An 18,403-nucleotide genomic window follows, 5' to 3' on the forward strand; every position below is an offset into this window, starting at 1 on the left:
CGCCTCGACGTTGAGGAAGGGGGCCGTGGCCTCGGGCGCCAAGGGGGTGTGACGGTCGCTGGCGATCAGCGTGTTCAGGCGGGTATTCATGCCCTCGGACGTGCGAGTCTTGTCGTTGGTCTGCAGCGAGGGGTCCACGGCCAGCAGCGCCTGGCCGAATTCTTTCGCGGCGTCGAAGTCGTAGGTCACGAACGGAAGCGTGGGCACCCAGTTGTCGACGGACAGCAGGGTCTGCACGTCGTTGGGTACTGCGTCGGCGCCGTGGCGGTTCGCCTCCAGGTCGGCGTTCTGGGGATTCTCGGCCGCGGGCGACTCGATGATGATGTCGAGAGTCCGGCGGAGTTCCGGCGGGACCGACGGGTCGAACCCGTAGATGCGGGGTGTGGTGCGAGCGACAACGCGCGGGGCGGGGGTGTCTTCGGTGGCAAATTCCGGGGCGGGTTCGGTATCGATCTTGTGGAGACGGAGATGGGACAGAGCCACTGCGGTGGCGGACTTGGTGTGGGAGCTCGGGGCGGGGAGCTGCATGGGGTCCGCGTTCGTAAACGTTCCCGCCCACTGCCCGGCTTGGATGAGCTGCCCGGCGTAACCGAGGCCCTGCCCGGTACGGCTGAGGCCCTCACCGACCAGGGTGGCCAGGTACTTCGACGCGGTCTCGGTCATCGGGCGCCAGTCGACCGTGACGACGTACTCGGTCGGGACGACGAATTGGTACTGCTCGTCGCCACTGCGTCCCCAGGCGCTCAGCCCGCGGCTGGAGTTCTGGGTAGCGCTGTCGGTGCCCGAGCGCTGAACGGCGGCGCTGAATACGGGACGTTGCTTTTTGATCTGGCCGGCGAGGAGGGTGGCGCTCAGCTGCTGACCGCTGGTGTTACTGGCGCCGACGCTGGTGGCGCCGGGCTCGATCAGGGCGTTGCCGTCGGCGCGGTCGTGGCGGTGGACGTTGTCCAGTGCGGCGGACCTGGGGACCAGTCTGCCGCGCAGCGCGTCCAGGTCCACCTCGGTCCGGGGGCGCTGGGTGAACGTGACACCGACTACGCGCGGGCCGAACACCTCGGAGCGGTCGACGAAGTGGAACGAGTGGCTGCCCTCGGACCCGGCATTGGCGAGGGTCCGCACGCCGAAACTGGTGGTGTGCTGGTTGATCAGCGGCCCGACACCCGGGTGGAAGTTGGCCGAGCCGACCTTGGTGGCACCGGGCGATATCTCCTCCACGAGATTCGCCGCGGCGTCCTCGAAGGCGCTGCGGTTGTCGAAGACGACCTCCGTGACACCACCGAAGGCGATCTTGCCCTTCGCCTGGTCCGTGCCCCTCAGCTTCTCGGTGTAGGTGGCGCCCAGCTTGCGAGTCGGTTCCTGCTTCGCGGCGATCTTGGGTTCCTCGCCGCGGTCGCGGGCGGCCTGCTCGACCAGGGCCTGCAGCGCGGGATTGTTGTGCAGGTCGTTGTCGACCAGGAGGAAATCGAGCCGCTGCGGAACGTCGACGACGCGCGTGCGAGTGGTGTGCGGCCCGCGGCGCAGGATGCCGTTGACGATGTTGCGGGTACCGGCCTCGACGGTGACGACGTAGTGCGCGTCCGCGGTGAACTGGTGCACCCCGTTGCCGCCGTAGTCGGACGTGGCTCGCAGGGTATCGGTCGCGTCGCTGGCGGTGGTGTTGGTCGAGGTGGAGGTGTTGCCCTGCCAGCCGCCGCTGGGCCGGTAGCTGGGGTCGGACTTGTCGCCGTAGGTGCCCTGCACGGTGACCGCGCCCTGGTTGCCGCGGTTACGGGCCGTGGTCCGCACCGCGGCATTGGTGGCCTCGAGCCAGTGTTCGGTATCGATCGGCACCGGTTCCTTCACCCGGATGTTATCGATATAGCCCCTGATTTTGATCTTGTAGTCCGTGCCGGCCACGCCGCCCGGGACCGGGACCTCGAACTGGTAGGAGTCGCGGAAGATCAGCGGCGCGTACGAGCTCATGTGGTGCGGCGAGAGCGAGGTGTGGATGACCGAGTGGGCCGTCGACGTCGGATTCGTGGCCGCGTCGCCGAATGCGTTGCGCCAGGCCCACTTACCGGCTCCGACGGCCTTGTCCAGGGCCCAGGCGCCCCAGCCCTGCGGGGTATTTTCGGGGGTGCCGCCCTCCTCCGCGGCGCTGTGCGTCGCCTCGGACGAATCCGCGCTTTCGGTGTGCGTGATCGGGCCGACCAGATCGGTGGAATCGATTGCCGCGCTCGTATTTTCGGAGGTGACGGCGGCCTGCGGCTGGGACGTCGAGCCCGAGGCCGGCTTCCAGCGCGGTAGGACGTAGTCCTCGTTTTCGGGCCTGCGCGGCCGAAAGTACCGGAACAACGAGCCCGTGTTCGGGATCCAGCTCGACCGGGAAACCGCGGTGGACATTTCGGTGATCGGCGTTTCGGTCTGATGGTCGCCCTCGACAGGGTAACTACCCGGCAGCCTCAGGTCGGGTGCATCGACCCCCCGCTCGATGGAGCCGATCATGTCGAACGTGACGTCTTGGAGGATTTCGGCGACGGGGTTGCCCGCGATGACAGCGGACATGGGCAACAGCCCGACCCCGTCGGCGAGCTCCTTCTCGGACCCGTGGTTCGCGGTGGGCAGGGCGAGGCGACGGGCGTCCTGGTCGGGAATCTTGTCCTTGTCGGGATGCTCGCGCACGGTGTGTTCGAGCAGCGGCACGCTGTGGGCTTTGTCGTCGGTGGTGGTGAGATACGTGGGGACGGCCAGGTGCATACTGCCGGCGACGTTGATCGTGTTCGGGTTGGGTCCGTGGCTGTAGGTGATCTCCACGCGGTAGCGAGTGGGCACGCCGAAGAGCTGGAGGCCGGATTCGGGGGTGTTGTTCTTGGGGCTGAATGTGCAGTTTTCCTCGCCGAAACCGGTGTCGAATTCCTCGGTCGTTGTCTCGTTGCCGGTACGGTCATACGACCCGCCGAGGCTGGCGATCACTTCGCTGTGCTTCGCGTTGAACGGATTGGTGAGCGAGGCGCTGGCGCCGACATCCCACGCGAACGGCGCCTTCGAGGACTGTTCGCCGCCGGACATCATGATGCCGGTGTAATTCATCGTCTGCACGTCGGGCATCGACCAGTCATGGGTGACGCCCTGATGGGGCGCCTTCTCGTCGTCGTAGATGCGCTCGGCGATGATTTTGACGGTAATGCGTTCGGTATCGGTCAGGTTGGACTTTTCGAAGACGGTGCGGGTACCACCCTGGATCATCTCGTCCGCCTCCGCAAGCAGACCCAGCCGACCGCTCATCTGCTCGAACTTGCGGACATTCTCCAGCCGCTGATTCTTGCTGGAGTTCGACTCGAACCAATCCTTCCAGGTCGGCTCGTGATCGGGCGGGAGGAATCCGCGATCGGACAGGATCTGCTTGACCTCGGTGAACACCTCGTCGGGGATCTCGACCTCGAGCGGGGTGACCATCAGGCCGAGCTGCTGCAGATGCAGGACGTCTGGACGCAGGTACCTGGGTTGGTCCGGCGCATGGCCGAGGCTCTGTTTCGAGGGCACCAGCATGTTGACCGGGTAGTTGTTCCCGCCGTCCAGGGGCGTATCCAGGCGCGGGGTGACCTCGGTGCCGTCGGGCCGGACGAAGGTGACCTCGACGTCCATCTGCGGCGTCGTGTGCAGCAGATCCGCCACCAGACGCAGCGCGCGCGAGGTGTAGGCCCGGCCGCCGTAGGTCAGGGAATGACTGTTCTGATAGCTGGCTCCGAGTTTCAACGGCGTGAGCGTCGCACCGATCGGTGAGTAGCCGGTTGCCTTGTCGGACTTCCCCTTTCCCAGACCAAGAGACGCTGCCAAGGACAGACCGAGGGAGTTGCTGACCGTGGAATTTCCCTGTATGCGCAAAGCTCGCAGCACGTTGTATTCGAGCCGGGAGCCCCCCTTCATGGTGGGGGCGGTGAGCTCTTTCCCGCCGTGGAAGTCCCGGACCTTCACCTTGAAAAACCCGAGGGGTTTACCGGACGGTGTCTTCAGGGTCGGCGATTGCATCGAACCGCCGTGCGCGCCGGGGGTGTTGGCGAGGAAATTGCGGCCGAAGAATTCCCGCAATGCTACGGCCGATCCCTCGGAGATGCCCTGGACGCGATCGGGGAACCCCGCCATCACATCGGCGAAGAACCGGTCGTGATGCGGGAAGTCGAGCGGACCGTAGAAGGGGACCTGTTCGAGGGAGATTTCTTTCTTCTTCGGATCGCTGTGCGATGCCGAGACGGTGGCATCACCCTCGTCCTTCTCGAGCTGGAATGGTACGGGGACGGTTTCGGGCTTATTCTCATCGGCCGTCGGCATCTCGGTGCTGTCGGCCAGGTGCTGCGGGAACCAGGCCACCAGATCGTCCGGCACCGCGGGCAGGGGTTTCCAGTCGGTCGCCGTCAGCATGTCGGGCGCGAGCACACCGTTCTGACCGTCGGTGTTGCGGCGTATCTCCCACCGCATCTCAAAGTCGAAGGCCTTGGCGTGGGCGTCCGTACTGCGCTTCTTGATGATCGACTGCACCGTCGAGAAGACCGACATGGCGGTGGAGAGCTGGTTGTGGGTGGCGTTGAGCTGCGGAGTCAGGCCCCAATTCATTAGCCCCTGGTCGAACAGATCGAACATGTCCGAGTACGGAATCGACCCGGATCGCAGGTCGTGATTGCTGACGCTGTCGCTGGACTCGGCGAATCCGTACGACCACCGCTGGGCGCTCACCTTCGGACCGTCGATTTCCAGGGGCTTGTGCGGGTCGCGGGCGTGCAGGGACAGGCGCAGGAACGCCGGATACGGGCTGCCCCGGTATTTCACGCCCAGTGGCAGGCCCGAAGCGCTCAACAGGCGGTCCCACTCGGCGACGCCCAGGCGAGCAGTCAGCTTCCGCTCGAGGTCGGCCCTGAACTCGTCGTCCTGGACCCTGTCGTTCTGACCGCCGTCGGTCTCCACCTCATCGATGACGTGCCGGCGCAGCTCCCGCAACGTGGTCTCCGGGATCGGCATGATGTGGACCAGATCCTTGTGGCCGTCCCGCCGATTGCCGAAATCTCGGACAACGTGGCCCAAACCCGGTGGGGCGTCCGAGTCATCGCGCTTCTCGTCCTGGTCGGCAGGTTTCTGTCCAGTGGAGTCGTGAGTCGGGGCCTTCAGGACGATGCTGTCGTCGATGTGTGCGGACTCCTGGGGCGCGGCAGCGGGGTCATAACTGCGAACCGTGCTGGCGCCGAAGTGAACTCGTTTCGTCTCGGCGGTCCTGGCGCCGAGTTGTGGAGCCTCGTGCTGCACAACATCGTCTTGCAAGACCTCATCCTGCACAGACTCTGTCTCGGACTCGGACACCGGAATGCTCACGCTCGAATGCGGACTCGAGGTTCGCGGGCGCGGCGGTTCCTGGATCAGCACTCGGCTGAAGCCGACGAGAGCCGCCGCGAAGCTCAGCTCTCGTGCGAATTCCTCCGCAGTCCGCCGCACCGGCGGCCGCGATCGCGGGTCGTACACGAGGAAATCTTCGTGGTCGCGCACCAGCGCCACAGTGTAGATCGTGCCGGGTGCCGGCACCCAGAGCCTCGTACCGTGCGGCAGAGCGGCGATGTCCAGCTCCGCGTGGTGGATCTGCCTCCAGGACGTGCCCAGCGCGGCCTCCGCCCAGGTCAGCAGATCCTCGACGCTCGTGCCATCGGGCGGCACCGGGAGTTCGTCCTGCTCCTGCGACTCGTCCCGCTGCGACTGCTGCCGCAGCCACTGCACCGTCAGCCATGCATTGGCGAGATCGGCTGGAAGCCCACCCATCTCGGACTCGGACTCGGACTCGCCACTGTATGAAGAGCCGGGCGAATCCCCCCGCAGTTCGTCCGCGAACGCCTGCTGAACATCACTCCGCCACAGCTCGACTCGCTCCGTAAGCGTCGACGGCTCCTCGGCCGCATCCCGGCTCTGTTCGATACCGTTCAGCCACTGGGCAATTCGGCTATCCAGTGCGGCGCCCCGGGGCGGACCCTGCGCCACCTCGGGCTGGTCGAAGTACTCGTCGAGCAGGTCGTACGCCGGGTTGTCACGATCGAATTCCGGACGCACAGCAGTCGAACCATCCTGTACTCGAGTCAGGTTCGCGTCGTATTTCTGCGGCACGGCGGTCGAACCATCCTGCACCCCAGCCAGGTTCGCGATCGGCCGTGCGCTGCGACGCGGGCTCTTGGGATTGCCGGGGCTGACCGCCCCTCTGATAAGGCGACCCAGGGACCTGAGGACCATATTGGGACTGCGAGTGCCGTGGGGTCCCGGGATTGTGTCCAGGTAGAGAGTGTGCGGCGCAAGGACATTCGGGAATTGCACGGCGCCGCGTACATATCCGGTGTGCAGGCGGTGGGCGCCGAAATTCTCGGTGGACGGGTCGATGCCCAGTCCGGGCACGGCGGAGAACCAGTTGCGGAATCCCTGCCTGGCTTTGCCCAACTGGGTGACGACGTCCCACGAGGAGGAGGCGACGTGGACGTGTTCGACCCCGAACTCCGAGGCATGGCGGACGGGCCCGACGCCGGGCGAGCCCAGCAGCGTGATACTCGATAGTTCTTTTTGCAGTTGGTGATTCGCTGCCGCCCAGCCGGCCATGGCGGAGCCGTAGCTGTGCGCAATCAGATGGGTGCGCGGCCTGGGATTCTCGCGGGTCCGGCGCCAGACGTCGAAGGCCGCGATATCGCGGGCCAGCAGCACGCTGCCGGCCTTCGCCAGGGCCGGGGTGGCTACCTCCGTCGGCACGGTGGGATGGTCGTAACCGATCCACATGACCGAGGCCATGCTTCGCCCGCTGGCACCCCCTGCATGGGGAGACACCGTCTCCTGGAAGAGGTTGCGCACCCAGCTCCAGCCGTCGTACAGCCGCGAGAGCCGGCCGGAGAATCCGCTCACGTGCCAGGTGACCTCCTCGGCGGTGTCCAGGTCGCCGAGGGTGACCACAATGCGGCCCTTACCTCGGAAGGCGTTGGGGTCGTAAGACAGTAGCCGCACTGGAGGTTCACCCGGCAAGCCCGCGGCATCCGCCCTGATCTTCCGCAGAGCGTCGTCCAGATTGCACACGTTCTTCCGGAACGCCCGCTGCTGCGTGGTCAGCGAGCCTCGCAGCTCGCCCAGCGCGGCGAGGTCGCGTTCGAAGGCGATTCGGTTGGCCGCGTTGCGGGCGCGTGGCGGGATGCCGTCGGCGTTGCCGATCCGCTCGGGATACAACTCCATCAGAATCTGCTGCTGGTTACTGGACAAACCGCGCCACCACACCGCGTTGTCCTCGGCAGTCTCGCGGGCCAACTCCTGGGTGTCGGCGATGTGGCGGGCGTGGTCGAGGGTGCCGGTCTCCACAGCGATTCTCAGCTGTTTCAGGGACAGCGTATGTTCCGCGAGGTCCCCGCCGGGAGCCGTCCGGTGGACGAGGTTCTTGAGTTCCAACGCATCCGGCAGACCCTCCAGGGGGTCCACGCCACCGGCGGGGAGAGCCATGGAGGCGTGCCAAAGGTTTGCGCGCGCATCGGGCGTCATATGCCGCCAATCCGATGCCCAGCGAGGTATCTCACCGCTCGGAGTTGCCTGCAACGCAATGTGCTTCGTTCTGGCTGCCGGGCTCAATCCGGATTGTTCGTACACACGAGCCGTCGGCGGCCGCGGGTTCATCACCGGAAGCGGCGGCGCACTACCGTCATTCGCCCGATTCACCGCACCCGATGACGCTCCGGACCGCCCGAGCGCCCGATCCTGCTGTTGTTGCTCACTCTTCACCGGTCGCACCGGCGCAAGAGAACTCGAGTTGTCCTGCGCCGCACGATCGTTCGCGCTGTTTGCGGGTTCAGTGAGTGAATCGGACCGTTCCGACGGATGACCCAGCCTATTCGACTGTGTCCCATCGGTGTTCGTCGCGGTGGTAGCAAGCGGGCCGGGCGCCGTCCGCCGAACACGCAAGGCGGCGTAGATGTGGCCGATGATGCCGGCCGAGGTAGGCTGCGCCCCCGATCGCATGCCCTGGCGGGCCTGCCGGATCCGGGCGGGCGCCTCATTCGGATTGTCACGTACAGCCGCCGCGTAGCGAGCCGCTGCGCTGGTCAGATCGGTTCTTATCGACTTCGAGGTAGTGGTCCAGGAGACTTGCACTCGCCGACTCGGAATCGTGGAATCGACGTCTCCGAAGCTCAGACCCATCGAATGGAATCCCGAGGGCGCAGTCGGATCGACCGTTAACAGGTACACCGGCAGATCATCGATTTCCGATTGCTTGCAGACCAGCCAGGCCTCGAGCTCCGCGTCGCACAGGAAGCCCAGTGTTTTTTCGAGTTTCCACCTGTGTTGCCCATCAATGAATTTCGGTATGGATTTCTCGACGTAGCACCGGTTCAGCACATCCCGGACCGCCGCGGGAATGACATCGGAATTCCGCAATGCCGGGAAATCGGTTACCAGGCGATGCTGGTATTCCGATGACAAATCGGCGAAGTACAGGTGGTCCCACCAACTCTGGCCGTGGTCGTTCCACCAATCCGACAACTCCCGCGTCCGCCCGGCATCACCCAGCCGAGTGTGGTACCCGCGCCACTTCTCTGAAAGATTCGGCGGCACGATACGGTCGTCCTCGGAAACCGGTTCCGGATGAGCCCTGAGTTCCAGTTCATGAGAAGGTCGAAGATTGCCCGCCTCGAGCAGCTCCGACCAGTCATCTAGTTCCTGATTCTTCGAATTCAGTATCCCGCGTTTTTCCAGCAACAGCGCGCTGACCTCGTCCGTGCTCGGGAGGTCCTCTCGTCGTTCCAGAGCATTCTGCTGCGCGAGAAGCAGCAGCCGCTGCCGCGCGACCTCGGCCTCCTGCCGGGCCTTTTCCCCGTGCCGCTCCCGTTCACGGAGGGTGCGACCGGCCAAACCGCCCCATGGCCTCCGCTTGAAGTCTGGGCTAACTTTAAGACCCCGGCTTCTCAGCAGATCGAGGGCATAATCATTCATCTGCTGGGTGGGTTTGTAGTGCCCGCTGTGATCGCTCATTTCGGTGAGCAATCCGTTTTCTACCGTTAGATAGCCCGCTGCCGTCACGGTGCGCCCCGCAAGGAACGACGAGTGATGCTTTACCAGGCGGGTATCCCCGGAATACAGGTTTCCGCACTCGTCCATAACGAATTTCGCATGCGCCGCATCGAATAGCGTACCGTCACCGGCTCGATACAGCCTACCGCCGCTACCAACAAATATTCTATGCTGTTCACGCTCCGTCCGGGTCATATAATGAGTCGGTTGACTTACTTCTACTCCGCCGATCTCATATTTACTATATTCAGGATCATTCAGATCGATCCCGAATGTCAGCTTCGTCAAAAACCGCATCGGCCGGTTCTCTCCGGTATAGTGCCTTCCGAGAACCCTGCCGTCCAGCAGGGGAATATGATGAGATGCCAGCACACGCTCGAAACGTGGCGGGACCTCCTCTCGCGAAGCCGCTCCGGTTACGGAATACTCCGGCCCCAGGGGCCGTATTGCTGCAAACAATGAACCGTCGGGATTTAAACCGATTTCATAGTGACCATCTATTGATTCTCGCAGGTGCACGGTCGGGCGCCACAACTCATCCGACGAGCGAGAAGTCCGACCATCCAAGTGATGCAGCACGATGTTCATCTGATATTGATCACCCGCCAAGACCAGCAATCCCTGGCGCGTCAGGAGGCCTTCGGCAATCAGATCGTCACCGACGTTACGCCAATTCGCATCGAATAGTTCCTGCCGCAGCATTCCCTGACCATCAGAAGAATTTGGCGATTCCGATATGAGTATTGGACTGTATATGTCGGACAGGTCCATGAACAGTTCGGCGAGGTCCTTCCGCAGGGCAGCCAAATCACTCTTGTTGAAAATCCAAGCGAGTGCGGAGAAAAATGGGTCGCTATCGCTGCCCACCAGTACCCAATCCTTCTCTTTCGGGAACTGGGTGTCCGGCTGGGCCAGCACCGCAGGTTGCTGCGAGGAGGCAGGTTGCTGCAAGGAGGTTGCGGTCGGCTCCGCATCGGGTATATCGCGAGATGTAGACTCGGCCCAAATCGAATTCATCGTATCAACAGAAGCACCGAAAACGTGGAAGTGAGACAAGCCTCCCACATAAAAACTCAAGTCATCGATACTCCCGATAGACATTTCCTTACCGTCGATGTCCGTGACCACAGAGAAAGTGCCATCAGCCAGGCGCTTGACATACATTCGAACATTCTCCGCGATGGCGAAGCTCAATAAATTGCCGGGATCCGACTCCAAGAATCGCCGCATTTCATCGATGCCGTTAACGATCGCAACTTCGCGCCGCACCGGCCGCGAGAATGCCTCCCCGGTGATACCGGTCTGCGGGGAACCAACGACGCCGGAGGCTGGGTGCTGCCCCGCGGACGTGGTCGAGGTCCCCTGGCGGGCGGGGCGTACGGGCCCGGACGTGCCGGCAGCGACCGGGGTCGACGAGGGGCTGTGCGCGGGATCCACCTCGGCCAGTGGCAGGTCGGCGTCGCGGTGCAGGGTGTATCCGCCCACGCCGCCGGACGATATGCCGGCGAAGTGGTTCATGTGCTCGAACAGCACCTCGACGACCCGGTCCGGGGCGGTGGCATATTTCGTCGGATCGATGAACCACGCGCCCACCGTCTGTCCGGCGCCGTCTCGCAGCGGGCCGCCGAAGGTGTACTCGTGCTCGGACCGCACCCCCGTCACCGGGTGGGGTGCGCCGGCGGCCACACGCGCGGTGGCCCGGCCCCAGAATGTCACCGCGTCGCCCCGCTTCTTCAACCAGAGCGCCTGTGCGACAACATGTTCCGAGATCGGCAGCTGGCCCGCCGCCAAGGTCGCGGCCGATTCCACCGCCCGCAGGTCCTTCGCGATCTCCTCGATCAGCTCGTCGGTGCGCTTCTGATCGCGGAAATCCGGATCGATATGCCGGTACACGACATCCCGGAAGCCCTGGGAGGTGGCGGGATTGTTGGCCAGCTGCCAGTCCTCGACCTCACGCGCAGTCATCGTGGTGCCGTCCGGTTTGACATACACCGCGGCCAGCGGGGCCCAGGACGGCAGACCATTGAGCTGCATGGTGCCGGACGAGGCGAACGGATCGGCCCAGCCGCGCAGGTCCTGCTGCCATTTGTCAGCCACGGCCAGGATCGCGCGCGCGGGCGGGGTGTGACCGTAGCGGTCCAGGAAGTCGTCCGGCCCCAGGCGCAGGGGATGGAATTCGTGCAGATTGTCGGCGCCGCGCAGGGACATCGGCTGACCGAAGGAGCCCGTGACGTTCGGCGGCAGCAGCCGCTCGGCCACCACGCCGGAATTGCCGTGCTCGATCTTCGCGTAGTCGGCTCCGCCGAATTTGATCGCATAGGTCTGCTCGGCGACCGCAACCCAGGAGACGGTCCGGAAATCGGCGTAGATCGGCGTGCCATCCGCCGCCGCCGGGAATGTCAGATCGCTCGGCACGAGCTCCCACTCGCCGGATTTCTCATCGCGCCACCACATCGCGACCCGGCCGTCGTCATCGGTTTCGAACAGCGATTTCAACCACTTCGGATGACTTTCCGCTAGTTCGATGAGCGGTGCGTGCAGATAACAGTCGTTCAGGGCGCCCTGTTTCACGTCCTCGGGTTTCGGCAGGTCGTGGAAGAGCGGAGTGGTCGCGGCCAGTTCCTGGTCCCCGGTGTGCTGCATCAGCCACGACAGCTCGGGTTCCAGCGACCTCGAGCCCCTCGGCGGTCCGTAGCCCCGGAGCCCGTTCTCGTCGTCCAGCGGCGAGGAGACTACGGGTGTCACGTGTGCACGGGTGTGGCCCGTGTTCGAAACATCGTGCGATTGCACGGTTTCCGACGTGTCGTGCGCGGAATGCGAAGGTTCGTGCGCGGAGTCGTTGTGGCCGGGCCGCGGCGGCGTGACCGGCTGCTGCGGAGGGCGCTTGGGGGCGTGGGCCGGCTGCTCGAGAGCGGAGTTACCCGCACCGGGCGGAGCGTTGGCCGGGTGTGTGAGCGGGCCGTGCACCCCCAACTGCGTCCGCATGCGATCCGCGGCCGCCTCTTGAATCGGCTTCACGAGATCGCTCAAGGTCTTGCTGGCTCGGGAGAGGTCGTCCTTTGTCTTGTTGGTCTGTTCGGTGTTGTGCTTTTCGACGGCCTGCTTGTACTGGATGACGGCATGTTGGACGTGCGGGTTGTCGGACAGAGCGTAAAGGGGGCTATCGGCGTCGATAATGAACTCATAGGTACCCTTGTCGTCCTGGCGACCGACGCGGGCGATGGTTTGAATATCGACGACCTCATGTTCGGAGTGGCCGGTAATAATCGAGTGCATGCCGAGGTCTTTCCTCAACTCGAGGATCGGTCTAATATCCGCGCCGCGGTTCAGTCCAGTCCCGATGGTGATCGCATCCGGTTTACCGCCTTCTTTAATAATTTCCCGTTCCAGCCGCTCCTGCATGCCTTGTTTCGATCCCACATCCTCGGTCCATTCGAGCCGCCGTGTGGCATCGATCCAATTGGGATCGTAATTGCGGGCCTTCATCTCGTCCACAATGCGTCGTACGAGGTGATCCTCGTGAACGTTGACCAGCACCGGTAGACCCGTCTTATGCAGCTCGATGATTCTGGTGACGATCGTGTCGACATGCTCTTCCACCCCGTGGGTGACCGTGTCGCCGGCATGCTCCCGATTGGAGGCGTGGTGCGAGGGAATGACCACGACCTTCTCGATACCGTGCTTCTCGTGCAGTATGTCCGCGAATTGCCGTACGGTGCCGGACAGGCCGCCCTTCCCGTCGTAGGTTTTCTTGCCGTAGAACTCATCGCCGTCGAGCTTTTTGACCTCACCCGCATCGGAATCATCACGTATTTGGACACCCTGCCTGGACTCGATGGCCTGTGCCAGCCCACCGTTCCAACGGTTCTCCGTGGACTGGGTGGGATCAGCAAGCGGTTCGCCGCTGAACTGGTCGATAATGACGGCCTTGCCCTTGTACATGATGTAGTGCACGCCCATCTTGTACTCCCACTTTTCAGCGGCAGCCATGTTGACCCGGCGAATCACCTCATCTACCTTGTCGGGATCGACTCCCAGTAGCTCCACAACCTTGGCCTCTCCCTCCGGGGTGAGTATCGCGGGTCCACCGGGCCGGTCGGTGGTGCGACCGAAATCCCGATAGGTCAGGGCGCCCTTGTCCAACGCTTCGTCAAAGAAATTGCGGGCGCCGTCGACAGCACGCTGGACCTCGGGACTAGCCTCACGACTACCACCCTCGGACAGGATGAACGTCGCCCTGTCAAGGATCCAGGTCTGATCAATTTCGTCGCCGAAGAGATGCCGGCCCGGAACCGGATGCCCCTTCAGGGTGGAGAACGCAAAATCTTTAGGCGTACCGACATACACGGTCCCGAACTTGTTACTCGGCGGCTCTTCCGGCTTATCGGAATCCACCATGCGGATGTCCAGACCGATCGCCTTGTATGCGTCGATCGCCTCCTTGAAGGCGCGGCTGGCGAGCATCTCCTGAGAGAGCTGGTAATGGACGGCCTTGTGCTCGAATGCCATTCGGGCCACATGTGCGATCGCGACCAGCGTTTTACCCTGGCCGGCCTCCATATTGATCACGGCATTATACGTCCGGGAACCATCGTTCTGGTCGCCGAGCAGTGCTTTCGCCGCGGCGATCTGCTCGGGATGCATGATTTTACCTTCGCCATCGCTGCGCAGACCGCCTTGGCGAACGATCTCGATTTGCGCGGCCAGCACGTCGTCTTCCGAACCACGCAGCACCATATCGCGCAACAGCCTGCCGCCCAGCTTCCCGTCGGGAACAGCGGACAGTTCACGAGCCATGAAATCCTCGCGAATACGATCGGCATCCGCCAAGTCCGATTTGGACAAGTGCTCTACATAGGCATCCGTTTTAGGCCGCAACGCCGCGTATTGCTCCTGCGTCGCCTGCTCCATCGCCGCATCGAGCGTGGGCCGCGCGGATTTCTGCGCCTCTCGATGCTCGGCCACCGCGCGTTCGTGTGCGGCCCGCACCTGCTCTATGCGCTCGTGGTCCTCGGTGTTCTCGGCCTCGCGCAGATCGCGCTCGGTCGTCTCGACGGTCTCGCGTGTGTCGTCGACGTTCTTCTTCAGTTGTTCTTGCTTCAGCTCGAACTGTTTGCGTTCCTCCCGGAGGCGGCTGGCGACCTTCGGGTCGAGCTTGTACGACATCGACCCGGAGTCGCCGACAAGGGTGTCGTCGTCGCGCCCGTCCGATTCCCCGGGAACCTTTCCCTTGGATTCGCTCGCCTTCTTGAATCTGTCCAGGAACCGGCCGAATCGCGACGAGGCCGGTTTGCGTTTGCCGTCCTTGCCGGATGCGGAGCCCGACGACTTGTCCTCCGGTGTGTCCTCCGCTTTATCCGACGGCGGATCGTGCGGAGGCCACTTGTCCTTGGCCTCATCGGAATACTCCTTGCCGAACCGGTCGAGATGCTTGATCTCCTTGTAGCCGTCCTCGCCCAGCAACTCTTCGAACACGTGTCGCAGGCGTGCGGAGTTGTAGTTCTCCACCTTGCCGTCGCCGATCTTGCGACGGGTGTGATAAACCGGGGACTTGTCGGTGATCGACACGATCTTGCCCTTGACCACCTTGACCGTCGCCACCGCGTACGGCCCGGTGTTGTGGAACGACTCGTGCGTGATCGTCGTACCGTCACCGCGCGCGAGGTACACCCCGCCCTTGTGCTCGAAGTCCTGGGGCGCGACCAGCAGCCAGTCCGATTCGGCCCGGAACCAGTGTTTCTTACCGACGAGCCGTTGGATGTCGATGCCGGTGTCGATCCGATCGCCCCCGGCGTCGCGCAGCGGCTTGCCCTTGGCGATCGGCACGAAATGGTCCTGCGCCTCCTGCGTGGTGAACCGCCGCACCCCACGCGAGAGCGACAGGTCGAACCCGTCCTCGTCGGTGCCGTGCTTCTTGGCGATCCGCAGGTCGTTGCCGACGTCGTTGGCGCGCACCGGTGGCGGGGTCTCGGGGCGGCCGGCGAAGTGGCCGTGCGCCTTGAGCCCGTCGTAGAGGGCGCCGACAGGGTGCAGGCCGGCGCACCCCAGCAGGAATCGCCCCCATCCGGGCCACGACGATCGGAAAACATCGGCGTCGACGGTGACCTTGATCTGGTTCATGCGGTCGATCCAGTTCGACGGCCGCGCCCGGTTCCGTTTCGCGGCGGCGGGGGCGTGGGCCTCGTCGTCCTTCACGGCGCGCGCGCCCTTGTTGTCGTCCTTCGGATTCGACGTCGACTCCGGGGTCTTCGAGCCCTTCGTCTTCTCGTCCTCGGACGGCTGGTCCGGCTTTCCCTCGTCCTGCGGGCCCTTCTCGCCCTTGCCAGCGGCACCCTTGCCGTTCTCGTCCTTGTCGGTCTTCTCGGCGCCACTCCCCTCGGAATTCTTCGGCTCGGGCGATTTCGTATCCAGGACAGTGGATTTCGTGTTATCCGGGCCGGAATTCTCCGCCTTCGACGTCTCCGATTTCGACTGATCATGCACCGGGCCGGATGTCTGCGTCTCGACCTTCTCCGGGGCACCGGTGGAGCCGGCGGCAACGTCCTGCTTCTTCCCCGCGACCGGGCCCTGGATCCCGGACTCCGACTTGCCCGCGCCCGCCAGCGACCCCTTGTCCGTGGACGTGCTGCCGCTCGACTTGTCCGACAACTGCGATTGCTCGTTCGAATTGGTGACATGAGAAGTGTTCGGGTCGATCTTCGACGACTGGGCCCCCGGAGGCGAGAGCGGCGACGCCCCGTCCTGCTTCGAGGGCGATCCGCTGTCGCCCTTGTTCTGATCGCCGCCGACCTGATTCCCCTGATTATCCTGCGCGCCATCGTTGTTCGACTCGACCACCGAACCGGACCGCTGCTGGCCGTCGCCGGTCGAGGACGAGTTGTGCTGTGAATTCTGCGACCCCGACAATTCCGACTTGTTCGGGTTCTGCCCCTCGGTGTTCGTCGTCGAGGACGACTGCTGCGAATCGCTGTTCGCCGACCGCTGCCCGTCCCCGAGGGACGAACCCCCGGCGCCACCGGCGGACGGCCTCTGATCGGCCGGATTCTGCTGAACGTCAACGGATTCCCCGGGCGTATTCGGCGTCCCTGGGGCCTTTTCCGGCGGCAGCAAAGTATCCGGCTTGGGCGTGGAGACGTTCTCGTGCTCGTTCGCCTCGATATGAACTCCGGCGTCCCCGGCGCCATGGCTGCGGAGACCGCCCAGCGAACCGGCCACACCGGCGGCTATACCGGCCGCATTGAATTCGAACGGGCCGCCGTAGACCAGCTCGTTGCCCAGGCCACCGCCGACCGCGCCGCCCAGGCCACCGGCAGCGCCGACAAACAGGTGCTTGAGAACATTCCCCGCCGTACTGTTGACCACGCCGGGGGCCACCGCCTTGCCCAGCGACTTGAACAGCCCGCCCGCGCCCTTGCCGAATACGCTGCCGAGCGCGCCGCCCAGCGCACCACCCGCGATGCTGGCCTCCAGTTCCTTCAGATCGACGCTGTCCCTGCGGTGCTCGCCCCACATCTGCCCCAGCTGGATGGCCAGATCCAGCAGCCCCTGCGACACCGCACCCTCGATGGCCGCGAGCACCGCCTCTTCCAGGATCTTCTTCGCGTACGCGAGGATGACCCGGAACAGGCCGACCGCCGCGGCCTGCTCCTCCGGCGCCGTCGGCGGGAAGATCCACATCACGACGATGTCGGCCACGAGCTGGGCCAGAGCGAAGAGCGTCATGATCTTGTTTTCCTGGATCGAGCAACCGACCTTGTTGCACGAGCTGGCGATGCTCTGCATCGACGTGACGATCGACGGCAGCGAGTTGTTATTCGCCGGGTCGGTCAGATCCTTGAGCGTCTTGACCATCGTCGCGTCCACGTCGGACACCGACGGATACGCGTTCTGGATGATGTCGTTCACCACGTCCTGGATGCCCTGCACCTGGTTGTTCAGGGCGGTCGCGGCGTTGTTCCAGTCGTCGGCGAGCGCGAACATGCCGCCCTCGCTGCCCTTGGGCCAGGTGCCGCCGGTGACGGTGGCCGCCCAATGCAGCCAGTCAGGCAGCGGGATGTCGCTCTGCGGGACGACGGGAGGCAGGGCCATGCGTCAGGCACCACCCGTGGTCCAGCCGGACCGTTCCCACGGGTCGCCGGGCTGCCGCGGCGCCTCGCCGCCGCTCGATTCGATCTCCACACTCGGCGAGGTTCCCCGGCGCCGGTCCCTGCGCTTGTCCTTTTCGTCGTCCTTACCCTTACCGGACGCGCCGCCCAGGCCGCCACCCGGCATGCCGGGCATCATGCCCGCACCCGCGCCGCCCGCGCGCGTACCCAGGCCCTGGGGGCCGAACTTCGAGGCGAGCTGCTCACCCTGGAACGGCGAGCGGCCCAGCCCGTTCGGGGTCGTGCCCAGGCCCGAATCTTGGCCGCCCGCATAGCTGTTCGGGCCGTAGGCGCCGAGAGGTCCACCGGCAGCATCGAATTCGTCATTCGGGTCGAGCGGACCGTCGGGGATGGCGCCGCTGGGGCCCAGGGCGTACGCGCCGAGCGGATCCGCAGCCCCGGTCGCGCCGCCGTCGGACGAGAGGTCGGAGGTGGTAGGCGTCGTGCCGGAGGTGTCGCCACCGAGCGACCCGTCACCGAGCCCTCCGGCGCCGTCGGCCGATCCAGTGCCACCGGGCCCGCCGCCCGGATCGCCGCCGCCGCTCGAATCGCCGCCACCACCCGAGTCGCCGCCGCCACCAGAATTGCCGCCGCCACCAGAATTGCCGCCACCGCCGGTGTTGGAATAGTCTTTCGGGCCGGTCGATCCGCCGCCCGAATCGGGATTCGAACTCAGCGGGCCCGAGTACTGTCCCGGATCACCGGAGGCGTTCTCGTCGACGTAGTTCTTCAGGATCCACTCGGCATAGAGGTCGTCGCCGGACGCGAATGCCTGCCCCGCGGTCTGGATCGTCTCGCCGTAGTTGACCAGGATCTGCCCGTAGACCGGAATCGCCCCGGAAGCGTCGTCGCCCGTGCTCGCGTTCCCGACCAGCGAACTCAGCGCGGCCAGATAGCCGGAGGCCCCCTGCGAGAACTGCTCACCGGTCTTGTCGTCGCCCCAGGGCTGACCCAGCGCGGCGAGGTTTTTGTGCAGCGAGGTAAGTGTGTCGAAGATGCCGCCCACCAGTTCCGGCAGCGAGGCCAGCTTCTTGCCATCGGAGATCAGGAGGTCGGGCCGAACCTCGACGACATGGGAGCCGCTGCCGAAGGTAGTCAGGGGCCCGGCGCCGCTGCCCGAGGCGCCGCTGCTGCCGGAGTTGCCGTCGCTCACCGGTCCCCCTCCTCCGCGTGCGCGAGCGACGCGTCATCCGCGCGCGGCGCCACCGGAATCCGGCGCC

The 18,403-nt window shown here is 64.7% G+C and carries 2 protein-coding genes (1 of these 2 running past the window's edge); both read right to left on the reverse strand.

Features of this window, described 5'->3' with window-relative positions:
• Window positions 1-17,127, reverse strand: the 5' end (the start) of a protein-coding gene (locus ABH933_RS11250; protein ID WP_429416887.1) for a C2 family cysteine protease. It extends 24,123 nt beyond the left edge of the window; the window shows 17,127 of its 41,250 coding nt (coding positions 1-17,127); its start codon is at window positions 17,125-17,127; its stop codon lies off the left edge, out of view.
• 3 nt (window positions 17,128-17,130) lie between these two features.
• The gene (locus tag ABH933_RS11255) at window positions 17,131-18,336 is read right to left on the reverse strand and encodes a hypothetical protein (RefSeq protein ID WP_429416889.1); all 1,206 of its coding nucleotides are present in this window, start codon (window positions 18,334-18,336) and stop codon (window positions 17,131-17,133) included.
• Between the last annotated feature and the right edge of the window lie 67 nt (window positions 18,337-18,403).

Source organism: Nocardia sp. GP40 (genome assembly GCF_050434125.1).
Classification (GTDB): domain Bacteria; phylum Actinomycetota; class Actinomycetes; order Mycobacteriales; family Mycobacteriaceae; genus Nocardia; species Nocardia albiluteola.